Source organism: Streptomyces sp. NPDC055632 (assembly GCF_053618675.1).
Genome location: NZ_JBSHHY010000006.1, coordinates 126223 through 140517 on the forward strand (window position 1 = coordinate 126223; position 14295 = coordinate 140517).

Below are 14295 nucleotides of genomic sequence, written 5' to 3' on the forward strand. Positions count from 1 at the left end.
CGAGGGGCGGCGCTTCGTTCCCCCCCAGCAGACCCGAGCGGACCCGAGCGGACCCGAGCGGACCCGAGCGGACCCGGCCCGGCGTCACCGCTCCCCTCTGAGCCGCGCGCTGGTGTGCCGGGTCGCCACCGCCGCCGACGGATCCTCCGGCCACGGGTGTTTCGGGTACCGCCCCCGCAGCTCCGCCCGCACCGCGCGGTAGCCGTCCCGCCAGAACGACGCCAGGTCGGCGGTCACCGCCGCCGGCCGCCCGGCGGGGGAGAGGAGGTGGACGAGCACCGGAACCCCCGCCACCCGGGGCGTCTCGGCCAGACCGAACATCTCCTGGAGCTTCACCGCGAGCACCGGCCGATCGCCCCCGTACTCCACCCGTATCCGCGAACCGCTCGGCACCTCGATCCGCTCCGGCGCCAGTTCGTCCAGCCGGCCCGCCTCGCCCGTCGCCCACGGCAGCAGCCGCCGCAGGGCCTCACCGGCGCCTATCCGTCCCAGGTCGGCGCGGCGCCCGGCCCGGGACAGCTCCGGCTCCAGCCACTCCCCGGCCCGGTCGACCAGCGCCTCCTCCGACACGTCCGGCCACGGCTCGCCCACCTCCCGGTGGAGGAAGGCCAGCCGCTCGCGCAGCTCCCCGGCCTCACGGCTCCACCGCAGCAGCCCGAGCCCCTCGCGCCGCAGACCGTCGAGCAGGGCCTCCCGGACCAGCGCCCGGTCGGCCCCGGCACCCAGGGGACGGACCGTCAGCTCGACCGCGCCCAGCCGGTCCACCGAGCGCGCGACCACGTCCCCGTCCTCCCAGCGGATCTCCTCACCGGTGGACCGCAGGTGCCCGGCCGCCCGACGCGCCACCGCCTCGTCCACCGCCGCCGCGAGCCGCACCCGCGCCGTGGCGTCCCGGGCCGTGCGGTCCGCCACCGCCACGGCCAGCCACGGAGCGGACCGCAGCCCGGAACCCTCGGCGAGCCGTGCCCCGCTCCCCGACACCATCAGATGGCCGCCCTGCTCCCGGGCCCTGGCCACCCGCTCGGGAAAGGCGAGCGCCGTCACCAGACCGGCCACGGCGTCCTCGCTCTCCCCGACCGCCGGAGCGGCACCGTCGTTTCCGCCGGCCACCGCCTCGCCGGCCGCTCGCTCCAGGCGGCGCGCCTCCGCCTTCCACCGCGCTCCGTACCCGTCCGCGCCCCGGCGGGCCGCCCGCCAGGCCGCAGCCAGGTCGTCCCCGTAGTCGCGCGGCGGCTCCTCGCTGAGCAGCGCCACCACCTCGGCGGCCCGCCGGACCCCGACCTCCGGCGCTCCGTCCAGCAGGGCCCGGCCCAACCGCGGGTGGAGCCCGAGCCGGGACATCCGCGTCCCCCGCTCCGTGGCCCGGCCCGTCGCGTCCACGGCCCCGATCGACCCGAGGACCGCACGGGCCGCCTCCATCGCCCCGGCCGGCGGCGCGTCGAGCAGCGCGAGCCCCCCGGCCGTCGGGTCGCCCCAGCAGGCGGCCCGCAGGGCGAAGTCCGCCAGGTCCGCGATCCTGATCTCGGGCGACGGGAACAGTGCCCGGCTGCCGTCCTCCGCCTCCGCCCAGCAGCGGTAGACCACGCCGGGAGCCTCGCGTCCCGAGCGCCCGGCCCGCTGCGTCGCCGCGGCCGCCGACACCGGCACCGTCGCCAGCGACCCGAGCCCCCGGGCGTGGTCCGTCCGGGGCTCCCGCGCGAGCCCCGAGTCGACCACGATCCGCACCCCCGGAACCGTCAGGCTCGACTCCGCCACCGACGTCGAGAGCACCACCCGGCGCCGCCCGCCCGGCTCGGCGCCCCGCAGCACCGCGTCCTGCACCGCCGCCGGAGCCCGCCCGTGCAGCTGGAGCACCTCGGCGTCCAGACCGGACAGGAGCCCCGCCGTCCGCGCGATCTCCCCCGTACCCGGCAGGAAGCAGAGGACGTCTCCCTCGTGCCGCTCCAGGGCGAGCCGGACCGTCGCCGCCACGTGCCGCAGCAGCGCCGGATCCACCCAGGTGCCGTGCGCGGGCCTGATCCCGGCGGGCGGGGCGGCGAACCGGACCTCGTACCCGTGCCCCTCGCCCTCGCTCCGCACGATCGGCGCGGGCCCGGCGCCGTCGAGGGAGGTCAGCAGCCGCGCCCAGGCCTCGGCGTCGCTCGTCGCCGAGGCCGCGATCAGCCGCAGTTCCGGCCGCAGGGCCGCCCGCACGTCCATCAGGAACGCCATCGCCGTGTCGGCGTCCAGGTGCCGCTCGTGGCACTCGTCGAGCAGCACCACATCGACCCCCGCCAGCTCCGGGTCGCGCTGGAGCCGCTGGAGCAGGATGCCCGTGGTCACCACCTCGACCCGGGTCGCGGGCCCGGCCCGCCGCTCGCCGCGCACCGAGAAGCCGACCGCGCCGCCGACCTCCTCGCCGAGCAGCCACGCCATCCGCCGGGCCGCCGCCCGCACCGCCATCCGGCGCGGCTCGGCCACCAGCACCCGGCGCACCGGCCCGTCCCCCATGAGCCCCGCGAGCGCCAGCGGCACCAGCGTCGTCTTGCCGGTGCCGGGAGGAGCGGACAGCACCGCCGTGCCGCGCTCCGCGAGCACGGAGAGCAGCCCGGGGACGGCATGGCGGACGGGGAGACGGTCGAGCGCTTCGTTTCGGATCACGCACTCAGTCTCGTACGAGCAAGAAAAAGGTGGGCTCCGTTGTCCACAGGGCCCACCTATAAGTACGACTGATAAGACCGCCGGTGGGGCCGTTGGTGAAACACGACCACCGACGAAGCGAGACCGCCGACGACGAGACCGCCGACGAAGCGAGGCCGCCGGCGAAGCCGACGCCCTCGCTCCACCTGCTCCCCCTACTCCGCCCGCTCGCACACGAAGATCGCCGTCCCCGGGATCAGGTTCCCCCGCAGCGGGGACCAGCCGCCCCACTCCTGGCCGTTCCAGGCGGGCCACTCCGGCTCGACCAGGTCCACAAGCCGGAACCCGCCGGCCACCACGTCCCGCACCCGGTCCCCGAGCGTCCGGTGGTGCTCCACGTACACCGCCCGCCCCTCCTCGTCCTGCTCGACGTACGGCGTGCGGTCGAAGTAGGAGGCCGCGACCGAGAGCCCCTCGGGCCCCGGCTCGTCGGGGAAGGCCCAGCGGATCGGGTGCGTCACCGAGAACACCCAGCGGCCGCCCGGCCGCAGCACCCGGCGCACCTCCCGGAACACCCGTACCGGATCGGCGACGAACGGCACCGCCCCGTACGCCGAGCAGGCCAGGTCGAAGGAGCCGTCCCGGAACGGCAGCGCCCCCGCGTCGGCCTCCACGAGCGGCACCTCGCCGCCGATCCGCAGCGCGTGCTGGAGCTGCCGGTGCGAGAGGTCGAGCGCCACCGGCCGCGCCCCCCGCGCCGCCAGCCACCGCGAGCACTGCGCGGCGCCCGCGCCGATCTCCAGGACGTCGAGGCCCTTCAGCGAGGCGGCCGGACCGAGGAGCCCGGCCTCGGCCTCGTCGAGCCCCTCGGGGCCCCACACGAACCGGTCGTCACCGAGGAAGGAGCCGTGCTCGCTCTGGTACTCGTCGGCGTTCCGGTCCCACCATCCGCGGCTCGCCCGGCTGCTCTCCGCGTCCCCCGCGTCACGCCGGGTGGCCTCGGCCCCGTCGGCCCCGTCCCGGTCCGCGTCTTCCCGTCCGTACTCTTGGTTCATCTCGCCCGCCGATGTAGTTTGCGCTCAGTGCCGCCGTGCGGCGGACCACGCCGACACGGCGTGGAAGGACATGAATGGTGCCGGAGTTGAGCCGTTCTGCCCCGGGTGCGCGCTTCGCGCATTGACCCTGTCCGGCCGCTTCCGTATGCTAAAGGTTGCGCTGCGGGTCTGCGTGCCTCAGACGGAGCAGGCCGCGCTCGTACCTGGTATATGTCCCCTCGGTTTTCGAGGCTCCTCCCGTCCGCGGGTAGGGGGTCTCATTGGCTGTCCGGCTTCTTGGTGCGATACGGGCTCACGGCGTAGCAGTACCTACGACTTTCTGTCCGTAACCGGAGCCCTTTCCCACATGACGAGCAGCACCGAGACCACCGCCACCAGCACCACCCCGCAGGTTGCGGTCAACGACATCGGTAACGAGGAAGCCTTCCTCGCCGCGATCGACGAGACGATCAAGTACTTCAACGACGGCGACATCGTCGACGGCGTCATCGTGAAGGTCGACCGGGACGAGGTCCTGCTCGACATCGGTTACAAGACCGAAGGTGTCATCCCGAGCCGCGAGCTCTCGATCAAGCACGACGTCGACCCGAACGAGGTCGTCAAGGTCGGCGACGAGATCGAGGCCCTGGTCCTCCAGAAGGAGGACAAGGAAGGCCGCCTGATCCTCTCGAAGAAGCGCGCCCAGTACGAGCGCGCCTGGGGCACCATCGAGAAGATCAAGGAAGAGGACGGCATCGTCACCGGTACCGTCATCGAGGTCGTCAAGGGTGGTCTCATCCTCGACATCGGCCTCCGTGGCTTCCTGCCGGCCTCCCTCGTCGAGATGCGTCGCGTCCGCGACCTCCAGCCCTACGTGGGCAAGGAGCTCGAGGCGAAGATCATCGAGCTGGACAAGAACCGCAACAACGTGGTCCTGTCCCGCCGCGCCTGGCTGGAGCAGACCCAGTCCGAGGTCCGCCAGACCTTCCTCACGACCCTCCAGAAGGGTCAGGTCCGCTCCGGCGTCGTGTCCTCGATCGTCAACTTCGGTGCCTTCGTGGACCTGGGTGGCGTCGACGGTCTCGTGCACGTCTCCGAGCTGTCCTGGAAGCACATCGACCACCCGTCCGAGGTCGTCGAGGTCGGCCAGGAGGTCACCGTCGAGGTTCTCGACGTGGACATGGACCGCGAGCGCGTCTCCCTGTCGCTGAAGGCGACCCAGGAGGACCCGTGGCAGCAGTTCGCCCGGACCCACCAGATCGGTCAGGTCGTCCCGGGTAAGGTCACCAAGCTGGTTCCGTTCGGTGCGTTCGTCCGCGTGGACGAGGGCATCGAGGGCCTGGTCCACATCTCCGAGCTGGCCGAGCGCCACGTGGAGATCCCGGAGCAGGTCGTCCAGGTCAACGACGAGATCTTCGTCAAGGTCATCGACATCGACCTCGAGCGCCGCCGCATCAGCCTCTCGCTGAAGCAGGCCAACGAGTCCTTCGGTGCCGACCCGGCCTCGGTCGAGTTCGACCCGACCCTGTACGGCATGGCCGCGTCCTACGACGACCAGGGCAACTACATCTACCCCGAGGGCTTCGACCCCGAGACCAACGACTGGCTCGAGGGCTTCGAGACCCAGCGCGAGGCCTGGGAGACCCAGTACGCCGAGGCGCAGGCTCGCTTCGAGCAGCACCAGGCCCAGGTCATCAAGTCCCGCGAGGCCGACGAGGCCGCCGCTGCCGAGGGCGCTGCCGCCCCGGCCGCCGGTGGCAACGCCGGTGCGGGCATCTCGGGCGGTTCGTACTCCTCGGAGTCGGACGACAACTCCGGCGCCCTGGCGTCGGACGAGGCGCTCGCCGCCCTGCGCGAGAAGCTGGCCGGCGGCCAGAGCTGAACAGGCTCTCCGCTGAGCGCTAGTCGCTGGTGAGACCGAGGCCCGTTCCCCTCCGGGGGAGCGGGCCTCGGTCGTTTCCTCCCGCAGGGGCCCGCTCAGGGCGTGACGGCGATGTTCGTCAGGCCGTTCCCGCCGGTCACCGTGTTCGAGGCGTACACCGTGGTCCGGCACGAGCCGCTCTGGTTGGTGACGTCGATCGCCAGCCGCCGCGGACCGGTCGCGCCCGTCAGGTTCGCGCGGTTGCCGCGGAAGACCGTCCCGCAGCCCCAGCCGCTCTGCTGGCTGTGGGTCTCGAAGCCGTTGTTCGTCGTGTTCACCCCGGTGTTGTCCTCCACCAGGACGTCGTTGCCCTTCACGTCGACCCAGGAGTCGTCGTAGTTGGCGCCGGTCAGCCCGCGCCCGTCGAAGGTGTTGCCGACGATCCGCGCCCCCGTCGTGCCCTCCTTGATGTCGACGCTCTCGCCGCCCACGTCCGGCCCGATGACGTTGTTCAGGATCTGCGCGCCGTCGCTCCGGTCGGAGAGGTCGTTGGCGGTGCCGACGTACACCCCCTCGCCCATGCCCCGGCCGTCGTTCCCGGTGTCGTGGATCCGCGAGTTCTTGAGGACGCCGTTCCTGCTGGAGTTGCGGAAGTGCACGCCCTCCATGGTCAGGTTGTGCACGGTCACCCCGTCGATCACCACGTGGTCCGCCGAGTCGGCCATGATCCCCTTCTGGCCGCCGGTCACCGTGACCCCCTTCACCGTCCAGTACGAGGCGCCGTTCAGGTGCAGCCCGTAGCCGCCGCGAGCGGTCAGCACCGCGCGAGAGGAGCCGGTCAGGGTGATCCGGGCGGCCGGGGTGCCCGCCACGGTGGCCTTGAAGTTCCCGGTGTACGTGCCGTCCGCGAGGTGGATCGTGTCGCCGGGGCGCGCGGCGGTGAGCGCCGACTTGAGCTGGGCGGCGGTCGTGACCTCGATGGTCGCCGCAGTGGCCGGAGTGGTCGCGAGGGGAACGGCGAGGAGCGCCGGGAGGAGGGGAAGGAGCAGCGTGCGAGGGCGCATGGGGGTGCCTTCCGGGGCGGGGGTGGGGGGTGTCCCCGTTGGGGTGCACGGGGGCGGGAGCGGGGGCGGTCCCCGCCGGGGTGCGCGGGGGTGAGAGGGCAGGACGCGACGCTGTCCGGAGACGGTAGGGAGCCGCCCTGACCGTGTCAAGGTCTGGACCAATGGCCGGAGTTCGGGCCGTCGCCGCCGAAAGATCGCACCCCCGGGAATGGCGGCGCCGCCCGGCGCGTTCCCAGAGAGAACACGAGGAGGAGCGGTAATCGTGCTTGATCCGCAGGATTTGTACGAATGGGACCCGAAGGGCGTGGCCGTCGTCGACATGGCTCTGGCACAGGAGTCGGCCGGCCTCGTCATGCTGTACCACTTCGACGGCTACATCGACGCGGGCGAGACCGGCGAGCAGATCGTCGAGCGCGTGCTCGACACCCTTCCGCACCAGCTGGTGGCCCGCTTCGACCACGACCGGCTCGTGGACTACCGGGCCCGCCGCCCGTTGCTGACCTTCCGGCGCGACCGCTGGACCGCGTACGAGACGCCGTCCCTGGAGGTCCGCCTCGTGCAGGACGCCACCGGCGCCCCCTTCCTCGTCCTCTCCGGCCCGGAGCCGGACGTGGAGTGGGAGCGGTTCGCCGCCGCCGTCCAGCAGATCGTCGAGCGCCTCGGCGTGCGCCTCTCCGTCAACTTCCACGGCATCCCCATGGGCGTGCCGCACACCCGCCCGGTCGGGCTCACCCCGCACGGCAGCCGCACCGACCTCATGCCCGGCCACCGCAGCCCCTTCGACGAGGCCCAGGTCCCCGGCAGCGCCGAGTCGCTCGTCGAGTACCGGCTCACGGAGGCCGGCCACGACACCCTCGGCGTCGCCGCCCACGTCCCGCACTACGTGGCCCGCTCGCCGTACCCGGACGCGGCCCTGACCGCCCTGGAGGCCGTCACCGCCGCCACGGGCCTCGTCCTCCCCGGCATCGCCCACTCCCTGCGGACGGAGGCCCGCCGCACCCAGACCGAGATCGACCGCCAGATCGGCGAGGGCGACGAGGAGCTGGTGGCGCTCGTGCAGGGCCTGGAGCACCAGTACGACGCGGTGGCCGGGGCCGAGACCCGGGGCAACCTCGTCGCGGAGCCCGCCGACCTGCCGTCGGCGGACGAGCTGGGCCGAGAGTTCGAGCGCTTCCTCGCGGAGCGGGAGGGCGACGCGTAGCACCGCCGGGGCAGGCCCTAAGCTGCCGCTCATGCTGAAGGTGGGCCTGACCGGCGGGATCGGCGCCGGCAAGAGCGAAGTGTCACGGCTGCTCGTCTCGTACGGGGCCGTGCTGATCGACGCGGACCGGATCGCCCGCGAGGTCGTGGAGCCAGGCACCCCGGGGCTCGCGGCCGTCGTGGAGGCCTTCGGCGACGGCGTCCTCACCGCGGAGGGGACGCTCGACCGGCCGAAGCTCGGCTCCGTCGTGTTCGCCGACGCCGAGCGCCTGGCCACCCTCAACGCCATCGTCCACCCCCTGGTCGGAGCCCGGTCCGCGGAGCTGGAGAGCCGGGCGGAGACCGGGGACGTCGTCGTCCACGACGTCCCCCTGCTCACCGAGAACGGACTCGCGCCCCTCTACGACCTGGTCGTGGTCGTGGACGCGTCCCCCGAGACCCAGCTCGACCGGCTCGTACGGCTCCGGGGCATGGACGAGTCGGAGGCCCGGGCCCGGATGGCGGCCCAGGCCACGCGCGCGCGGCGGCTGGCCGTCGCGGACCTCGTGATCGACAACGACGGACCGCTCGACGCCCTCGAACCGCAGGTCCGGAAGGTCTGGGACGAGCTGGCCCGGCGGGCCGCGCCCTCCGTCTAGGGCCCGCCCGGGGCCTGCCCACGGGCCGACGGAATGCGGTCGCCGGGTCCGGTGTTCAACCACCGGACGAGGGGAAGGATGCCATCGTGGCCGACAGCAATCCGGAAACGCACGTCATCGACTTCCGCGCCGCGGAGCACCTGCTGGCCGCGCGGGACCCCCGTGGCGCCGTGAAGCTGCTGGACTCGGTGATCGCCGCCCACCCCGAGAACACGGCCGCGCGCCTGCTGCGCGCGCGTGCCTTCTTCGCCGCCGCCCAGCTGCGTCCCGCGCAGCTGGAGTTCGAACTGGTCCTGGAGCGCGAGCCGGACAACGCGTTCGCCCACTTCGCCCTCGCCCGCACCTTCGAGCGCTCCGGACAGACCGACCGGGCCACCCGGCACTTCCGCCTCGCCGCCGCGCTCGACCCCAAGCCGGAGTACCTGGAGGCGGCGGGCTTCGACTCGCCGAACTGAGGGCGCACGGACGTGGGACGTACGAGCTGAGGGCGCACGGACGCGGGACGTACGAGCTGAGGGTGTACGGGAGCAAGGGCGGCGCTCAGCGCTTCCCGCCGCCGCTCCGGTCGGGGTCGTACGGAGGGACGTCCCGGCCCGGCTGCCAGTGCGGTCCCTGCCGCATGCGGCGCACCACGAGGACCATGTCGACCAGGACCACCAGGAACAGCACCCCGCAGGCCGCGGCCCAGCCGGGGCGGCCCACCAGGGCGAACGCGATCGTGCCGAAGGCCGCCCACAGCAGCCCCCACACGCTCAGCCAGAACCGCATCCGCAGGGGACTGCGCGCGGTCACCGGCTCGTTCCCGGTCCGCATGGCGGTCACCCCTCCCGTGAGGCCTCCTCGGACCCTTCCAGCATGGACCCGCCCCGGACCGAACGGAAAACCGGGCCGGAGGGAAGCCGGGCCGAACGGAAGACGGGCCGGAGGGGAGGCGGAGCCGGGGATGCTCAGTGGATGACGCTGTAGCTGCGCCAGGGCAGGGTGTCCGGAACGATCCGGTCCCCGGTGCTGGACGGCAGGTAGGTGGGGTCCTCGCCCCGGCAGTCACGGGTCCGGTACAGCACGATGTCCACCAGGGTGTTGTTCTCGACCTTGGTCGCGCCGGACGGTGCCAGGCGGTGGCAGCCCTTCACCGAGGGGCTCGTCACCTGCACCCCCACCTCGCGCTCCGTCTCGTACTCGATCGTGCCCACGGCGGTGCGGCCGAGGCCCGAGCAGCCGGCGACGGCGAGGGTGAGCAGCACGGCCCCGGTGGCGGTCGTGAGACGCCGGCGAACGGACATGGCGGTTCCTCTTCTGTCGGGCTTCCGCCGGGCTTCTGCGGGACGAAGGACGGCGGACGGCGGTGGGCCGCGGAGGGCGGTGGCCGGCGGGCGGCGCCCCTCGGGCCCGACCCCGGTCCAGGCCCACCCTCCCGCCCGCCGGGCCCCGTGTCATCCGCTGCTGGGCCGCCCGGGGGAACCGCCCGGCGGCCACGGCCGGCGGCGGTGGCCGGACCCGGTTGTCAGACCTCACCCGTAAGGTCGGAGATCCACGTGGGAGGACCGCGTCGGAGCAGGTCGGGGCTCCGTCGCACGGCGGAGAGCCGGGGGAGGAGAGCGGAACCGTGACACACATCTGGACCACCGGCGCGGCCGTCTTCCTGCCCGCCGCCCTTCCCCGCGAGGGCCGGGTCGCCTTCTGGGCCCCCGACGGCGGCGCGCTGCCCGACCCGGAGACGGCGGCCGGCGCGGAGCGCGTCGAGCTGACCGTCGCCCGGCGGCACGGCGGCGGCGCCCGGAGCCGTGGGGTCCCCGCCGTCACGCTCCCCGTCGAGGCCGCCCTGCCCCACCTCGTCGCGGCCCGCCACCACCCGGCCGCCCATCCCGCCACCGCCGGCTGGGGCGCCGCCGCCCTGCACGCCCTGCACCTGGCCGCCCGGGGGAGGCTCCTGCCGGGACTCACCGCCGACGACCTGGACGCCTGGCGGGCCGGACCCCTGGACGCCGACGACATCGCCCACCTGCGGGCCGTCGCCGCCGCCCTGCCGGCCGAGGCGTACGCCGTGCCCGTCCCCGGCCGAGGGCCGCTGCGGCTGCCCGAGCCCGAGGCCCTCGTCCGCGCCTTCCTCGACGCCATCGCCGACGTCCTGCCCCGCACCCCGGCCGCCGCCCACGCGGTCGGGGCGCCGTTCGCCGCCCGCGCCCCGCAGCACCTGCCCCGCGCGCGTGCCTGGGCCGCCGAGGCGGCGGCCGGGATGGACGCCGGGGTCCGCGTCTCGCTCCGCCTCGACCTGTCGGCGTACGAACTCTTCGACATCGGCGCCCCCGGGGAGAAGAGCGGCACGTCCGGAGAGACGGACGCCGCGTCCGGCGAGAAGCGCGGCGAGCGCCACGCGGCCCTTTCCGCTACGAACGGCGGCGAGCGCCACGCGGCCGCCGCCCTCCTCCAGGTCCACAGCCTCGCCGACCCCACCCTCGTCATCGACGCCGCGGCCCTGTGGGCGGGGGAGGGCGAGCACTTCGGCCCCCGCGCCCGGATCGACGCCGTCCTCGCGCTGCGTCGCGCCGCCCGGGTCTGGCCCCCGCTGGCCCGGTTCCTGGAGCGGGACGTGCCCGACGTCCTCGCCGTCACCGAGGACGAGCTGTACGAGCTGCTCGGCCCCGCCGCCGCCCGGCTCGCCGACGCCGGGGTCGCCGTCCACTGGCCGCGCGAGCTGGCCCGCTCGCTCAGCGCCTCCGCCGTCGTCCGCCCGGCGTTCGCCGCGCCCGGCTCCGCGACCGACGGCACCTCGTTCTTCGACAGCGAGGAGCTGCTGCGGTTCGACTGGCAACTCGCCCTCGACGGCGATCCGCTCACCGAGCGCGAGATGGACCTCCTGGCCGAGGCCCACCGGCCCGTCGTGCGCCTGCGCGACCAGTGGGTCGTCGTCGATCCCGACCTGGTCCGCAAGGCCCGCAAGCGGGAGCTCGGCCTGCTCGAACCGGTCGACGCCCTCGGCGTCGCCCTCACCGGCACCGCCGAGGTGGACGGCGAGACCGTCCCCGCCGTCCCCGTCGGGGCGCTCGCCGCCCTCCGCGACCGGCTCCTGGCCGGACCCGAGGACGTGCAGGCCCCGCCCGGCCTCACCGCCACCCTGCGCGACTACCAGCTCCGCGGCCTCGCCTGGCTGGACCTGATGACCTCGCTCGGCCTCGGCGGCTGCCTCGCCGACGACATGGGCCTCGGCAAGACCGTCACCCTCATCGCCCTCCACCTGCGCCGCGCCCGCAGTGCCCCCACCCTCGTCGTCTGTCCGGCGTCCCTGCTCGGCAACTGGCAGCGGGAGGTGCGGAAGTTCGCCCCCGACGTGCCCGTGCGGCGCTTCCACGGCGCCGACCGGGACCTGGACGGCACCGGGGGCGGCATCGTCCTCACCACGTACGGCACCCTGCGCACCAGCGCCGCCCGGCTGGCCGCGCACGAGTGGGGGATGGTCGTCGCCGACGAGGCGCAGCACGTCAAGAACCCGTTCTCCGCGACGGCCAAGGCGCTGCGCGAGATCCCCGCGCCCGCCAGGGTCGCCCTGACCGGCACCCCCGTCGAGAACAACCTCTCCGAGCTGTGGGCCCTCCTCGACTGGACCACCCCGGGACTCCTCGGGCCGCTCAAGGCCTTTCGCTCCCGGCACGCCCGGGCCGTGGAGAACCACGAGGAGATCGAGCACGACGAGGCCGTCGAGCGGCTCGCCCGGCTCGTGCGGCCCTTCCTGCTGCGCCGCCGCAAGTCCGACCCCGGCATCGTCCCCGAGCTGCCGCCCAAGACGGAGTCCGACCACCCCGTCCCCCTCACCCGCGAGCAGGCCTCCCTCTACGAGGCGACCGTCCGCGAGACCATGGCGCGGATCGAGGAGTCCGAGGGCATGGCACGGCGCGGCCTCGTCATGAAGCTGCTGACCTCCCTCAAGCAGATCTGCAACCACCCCGCCCAGTTCCTCAAGGAGGAGGCCCCGCGCGGCCCCGGCACCGCCCGCCTCGCCGGCCGCTCCGGGAAGCTCGCCCTCCTCGACGAGCTCCTCGACACGATCCTCGCCGAGGACGGGGCCGTGCTCGTCTTCACCCAGTACGTGTCGATGGCGCGGCTCCTCGCCGACCACCTGGCCGCGCGCGGCGTCCCCGCCCAACTCCTGCACGGCGGGACCCCGGTGGCCGAGCGGGAGCGGATGGTCGACCGCTTCCAGGACGGCGAGGTCCCCGTCTTCCTGCTCTCCCTGAAGGCCGCGGGCACCGGCCTCAACCTCACCCGGGCCGGCCACGTCGTCCACTACGACCGCTGGTGGAACCCGGCCGTGGAGGAGCAGGCCACCGACCGCGCCTACCGCATCGGGCAGACCCAGCCGGTGCAGGTCCACCGGCTGATCGCCGAGGGCACGGTCGAGGACCGGATCTCCGACATGCTCCGCGCCAAGCGGGCCCTGGCCGACGCCGTCCTCGGCTCCGGCGAGGCCGCCCTCACCGAACTCACCGACCGGGAGCTCGCCGACCTGGTGTCCCTGAGGAGGCCCTCGTGAACCGCGCCCGGGCCGCGCGCGGGGCCGCCCCCCGCCACGACGACCGCCGCCGCTCCTTCCCGCAGGTCGCGCCCCGCGAGGCACCCGACGGGCGGTTCGCCGCCACCTGGTGGGGGAACGCCTGGGTCGACGCCCTGGAGGACACCGCCCTCGACCCGGCCCGGCTCGCCCGCGGCAGGGCCTACGCGGGACGCGGCCACGTCGACGCGATCACGGTCACCCCCGGCCGGGTCGTCGCCTACGTCCACGGCAGCCGGCCCCGCCCGTACCGCACCGAGATCAGGATGCGGACCCTCGGTGACGACGGCTGGGAGGAGTTCCTCGACGGGGCCACCGCGCGCCCCGACCACATCGCCGCCCTCCTCGACAAGGACGTGCCGCACGCCCTGGAGGCGGTCGCCGGGCTGCTTCCCGCGCCGGGCGACCTCGTCCCCGACTGCTCCTGCCCGGACGACGGCTACCCCTGCAAGCACGCCGCCGCCCTCTGCTACCAGGCCGCGCGGCTCCTCGACGAGGACCCGTTCGTCCTCTTCCTGATGCGCGGCCGCGGCGAGCAGGAGCTCCTCGCCGAGCTGACCCGGCGCAACGCGGCCCGGTCCGCCGCCGAGGCGGACGCCGCCGCGCCCCCGATGCCCACCGTCCCCGCCCGGGCCGCCCTCGACGCCGCCGGGGCCGGGCTCCCGCCGCTGCCCGCCCCGCTGCCGCTCCCCGACCGGCCCGGCCGCCCGGCCGTCTTCCCGCCCGACCCCGCCGCCCCCGACCCGCTCGCGCTCGACCTCCTCGCCACCGAGGCCGCCGCCCGCGCCCACGCGTTCCTCGCCACCGGCCTCGACCCGGTCGCCGCCCTCACCCCCTGGCAGGACGCGGTCCGGCTCGCCGCCGCGCACCCCGGTTCCGGCCTCACCGCCTCCACCCGCGCGCTCTACCGCGACCTGGCCCACGCCCTCGACCGCACCCCCACCGACCTGGCCCGCGCCGTCGCCGCCTGGCGGCAGGGCGGCGCCGAGGGCCTCGCGGTCCTGGAGGAGGCCTGGGACCCGCCGGCGGGCCCGTTCGACCGGGCCAGACCCGCGCTGCTCGCCGCCGGACTCCCCGCCTTCCGCCCCTGGCGCAACCGCCTCTCCGGCAGGTCCCTCCAGCTCCGCCTGGGCCGGGACGGCCTCTGGTACGGCTACGAGTCGGACGCCGACCGCGAGGACTGGTGGCCGCGCGGCGACCCCGGCCCGGACCCCGTCGACACCCTCGACGGCCTCCTCGGACGCTGATCCCGCGACCGGCCCGGCCGACGAACCCGAGGACGGTCCACACTCGAACAGGTCCCACTCGTTGGGGTGAAACCCTCCGGGGGCCG

General features: G+C 74.7%; 11 protein-coding genes. 6 read left to right on the forward strand and 5 right to left on the reverse strand.

Going from position 1 to position 14295, the window contains the following annotated elements:
• Nucleotides 1–84: 84 nt before the first annotated feature.
• Nucleotides 85–2640 carry an ATP-dependent helicase HrpB gene (gene hrpB, locus ACWGSR_RS11285; RefSeq protein ID WP_453565568.1) on the reverse strand — a complete coding sequence of 852 codons (2556 nt, stop codon included), beginning with the start codon at nt 2638–2640 and terminating at the stop codon, nt 85–87.
• A 194-nt stretch (nt 2641–2834) separates the two neighbouring features.
• Complete coding sequence (locus ACWGSR_RS11290; RefSeq protein ID WP_453565570.1) at nt 2835–3674, reverse strand: class I SAM-dependent methyltransferase; 840 nt, start codon at nt 3672–3674, stop codon at nt 2835–2837.
• 346 nt (nt 3675–4020) lie between these two features.
• Here ACWGSR_RS11290 and rpsA point away from each other — a divergent pair, with 346 nt between their 5' ends.
• A complete protein-coding gene (gene rpsA, locus ACWGSR_RS11295; protein WP_030325237.1) occupies nt 4021–5535 on the forward strand; it encodes a 30S ribosomal protein S1 in 1515 nt (504 codons plus the stop codon).
• 95 nt (nt 5536–5630) lie between these two features.
• Here the strand turns inward: rpsA and ACWGSR_RS11300 are convergent, their stop codons facing one another.
• On the reverse strand, nt 5631–6578 hold the full coding sequence (locus ACWGSR_RS11300) for a right-handed parallel beta-helix repeat-containing protein (protein WP_376237452.1): 948 nt from the start codon (nt 6576–6578) through the stop codon (nt 5631–5633).
• 262 nt (nt 6579–6840) lie between these two features.
• Here ACWGSR_RS11300 and ACWGSR_RS11305 point away from each other — a divergent pair, with 262 nt between their 5' ends.
• From ACWGSR_RS11305 to ACWGSR_RS11315, 3 genes are all read left to right on the forward strand, one after another.
• On the forward strand, nt 6841–7779 hold the full coding sequence (locus ACWGSR_RS11305) for a PAC2 family protein (protein WP_366376652.1): 939 nt from the start codon (nt 6841–6843) through the stop codon (nt 7777–7779).
• A gap of 31 nt (nt 7780–7810) precedes the next feature.
• Nucleotides 7811–8416, forward strand: coding sequence for a dephospho-CoA kinase (gene coaE / locus ACWGSR_RS11310; RefSeq protein ID WP_376237449.1), 606 nt, complete (start codon nt 7811–7813; stop codon nt 8414–8416).
• 86 nt (nt 8417–8502) lie between these two features.
• On the forward strand, nt 8503–8871 hold the full coding sequence (locus tag ACWGSR_RS11315) for a tetratricopeptide repeat protein (protein ID WP_366376656.1): 369 nt from the start codon (nt 8503–8505) through the stop codon (nt 8869–8871).
• A gap of 85 nt (nt 8872–8956) precedes the next feature.
• On the opposite strand, the gene ACWGSR_RS11320 is transcribed toward ACWGSR_RS11315, so the two are convergent.
• Nucleotides 8957–9229: a DUF6343 family protein gene (locus tag ACWGSR_RS11320; RefSeq protein ID WP_376237446.1), complete on the reverse strand. Its 273-nt coding sequence runs from the start codon at nt 9227–9229 to the stop codon at nt 8957–8959.
• Between the two features lie 134 nt (nt 9230–9363).
• Nucleotides 9364–9699 (reverse strand): hypothetical protein, encoded by a 336-nt coding sequence (locus ACWGSR_RS11325; protein WP_376237443.1) that lies wholly within the window; start codon nt 9697–9699, stop codon nt 9364–9366.
• A 332-nt stretch (nt 9700–10031) separates the two neighbouring features.
• On the opposite strand from ACWGSR_RS11325, the gene ACWGSR_RS11330 reads away from it, so the two are divergent.
• Together ACWGSR_RS11330 and ACWGSR_RS11335 are read left to right on the forward strand one after the other, a co-directional pair.
• Complete coding sequence (locus ACWGSR_RS11330; RefSeq protein ID WP_453565789.1) at nt 10032–12944, forward strand: DEAD/DEAH box helicase; 2913 nt, start codon at nt 10032–10034, stop codon at nt 12942–12944.
• Nucleotides 12941–14209 (forward strand): SWIM zinc finger family protein, encoded by a 1269-nt coding sequence (locus tag ACWGSR_RS11335; RefSeq protein WP_453565576.1) that lies wholly within the window; start codon nt 12941–12943, stop codon nt 14207–14209. Before ACWGSR_RS11330 ends, ACWGSR_RS11335 begins: the two co-directional genes overlap by 4 nt.
• Nucleotides 14210–14295: the final 86 nt, after the last annotated feature.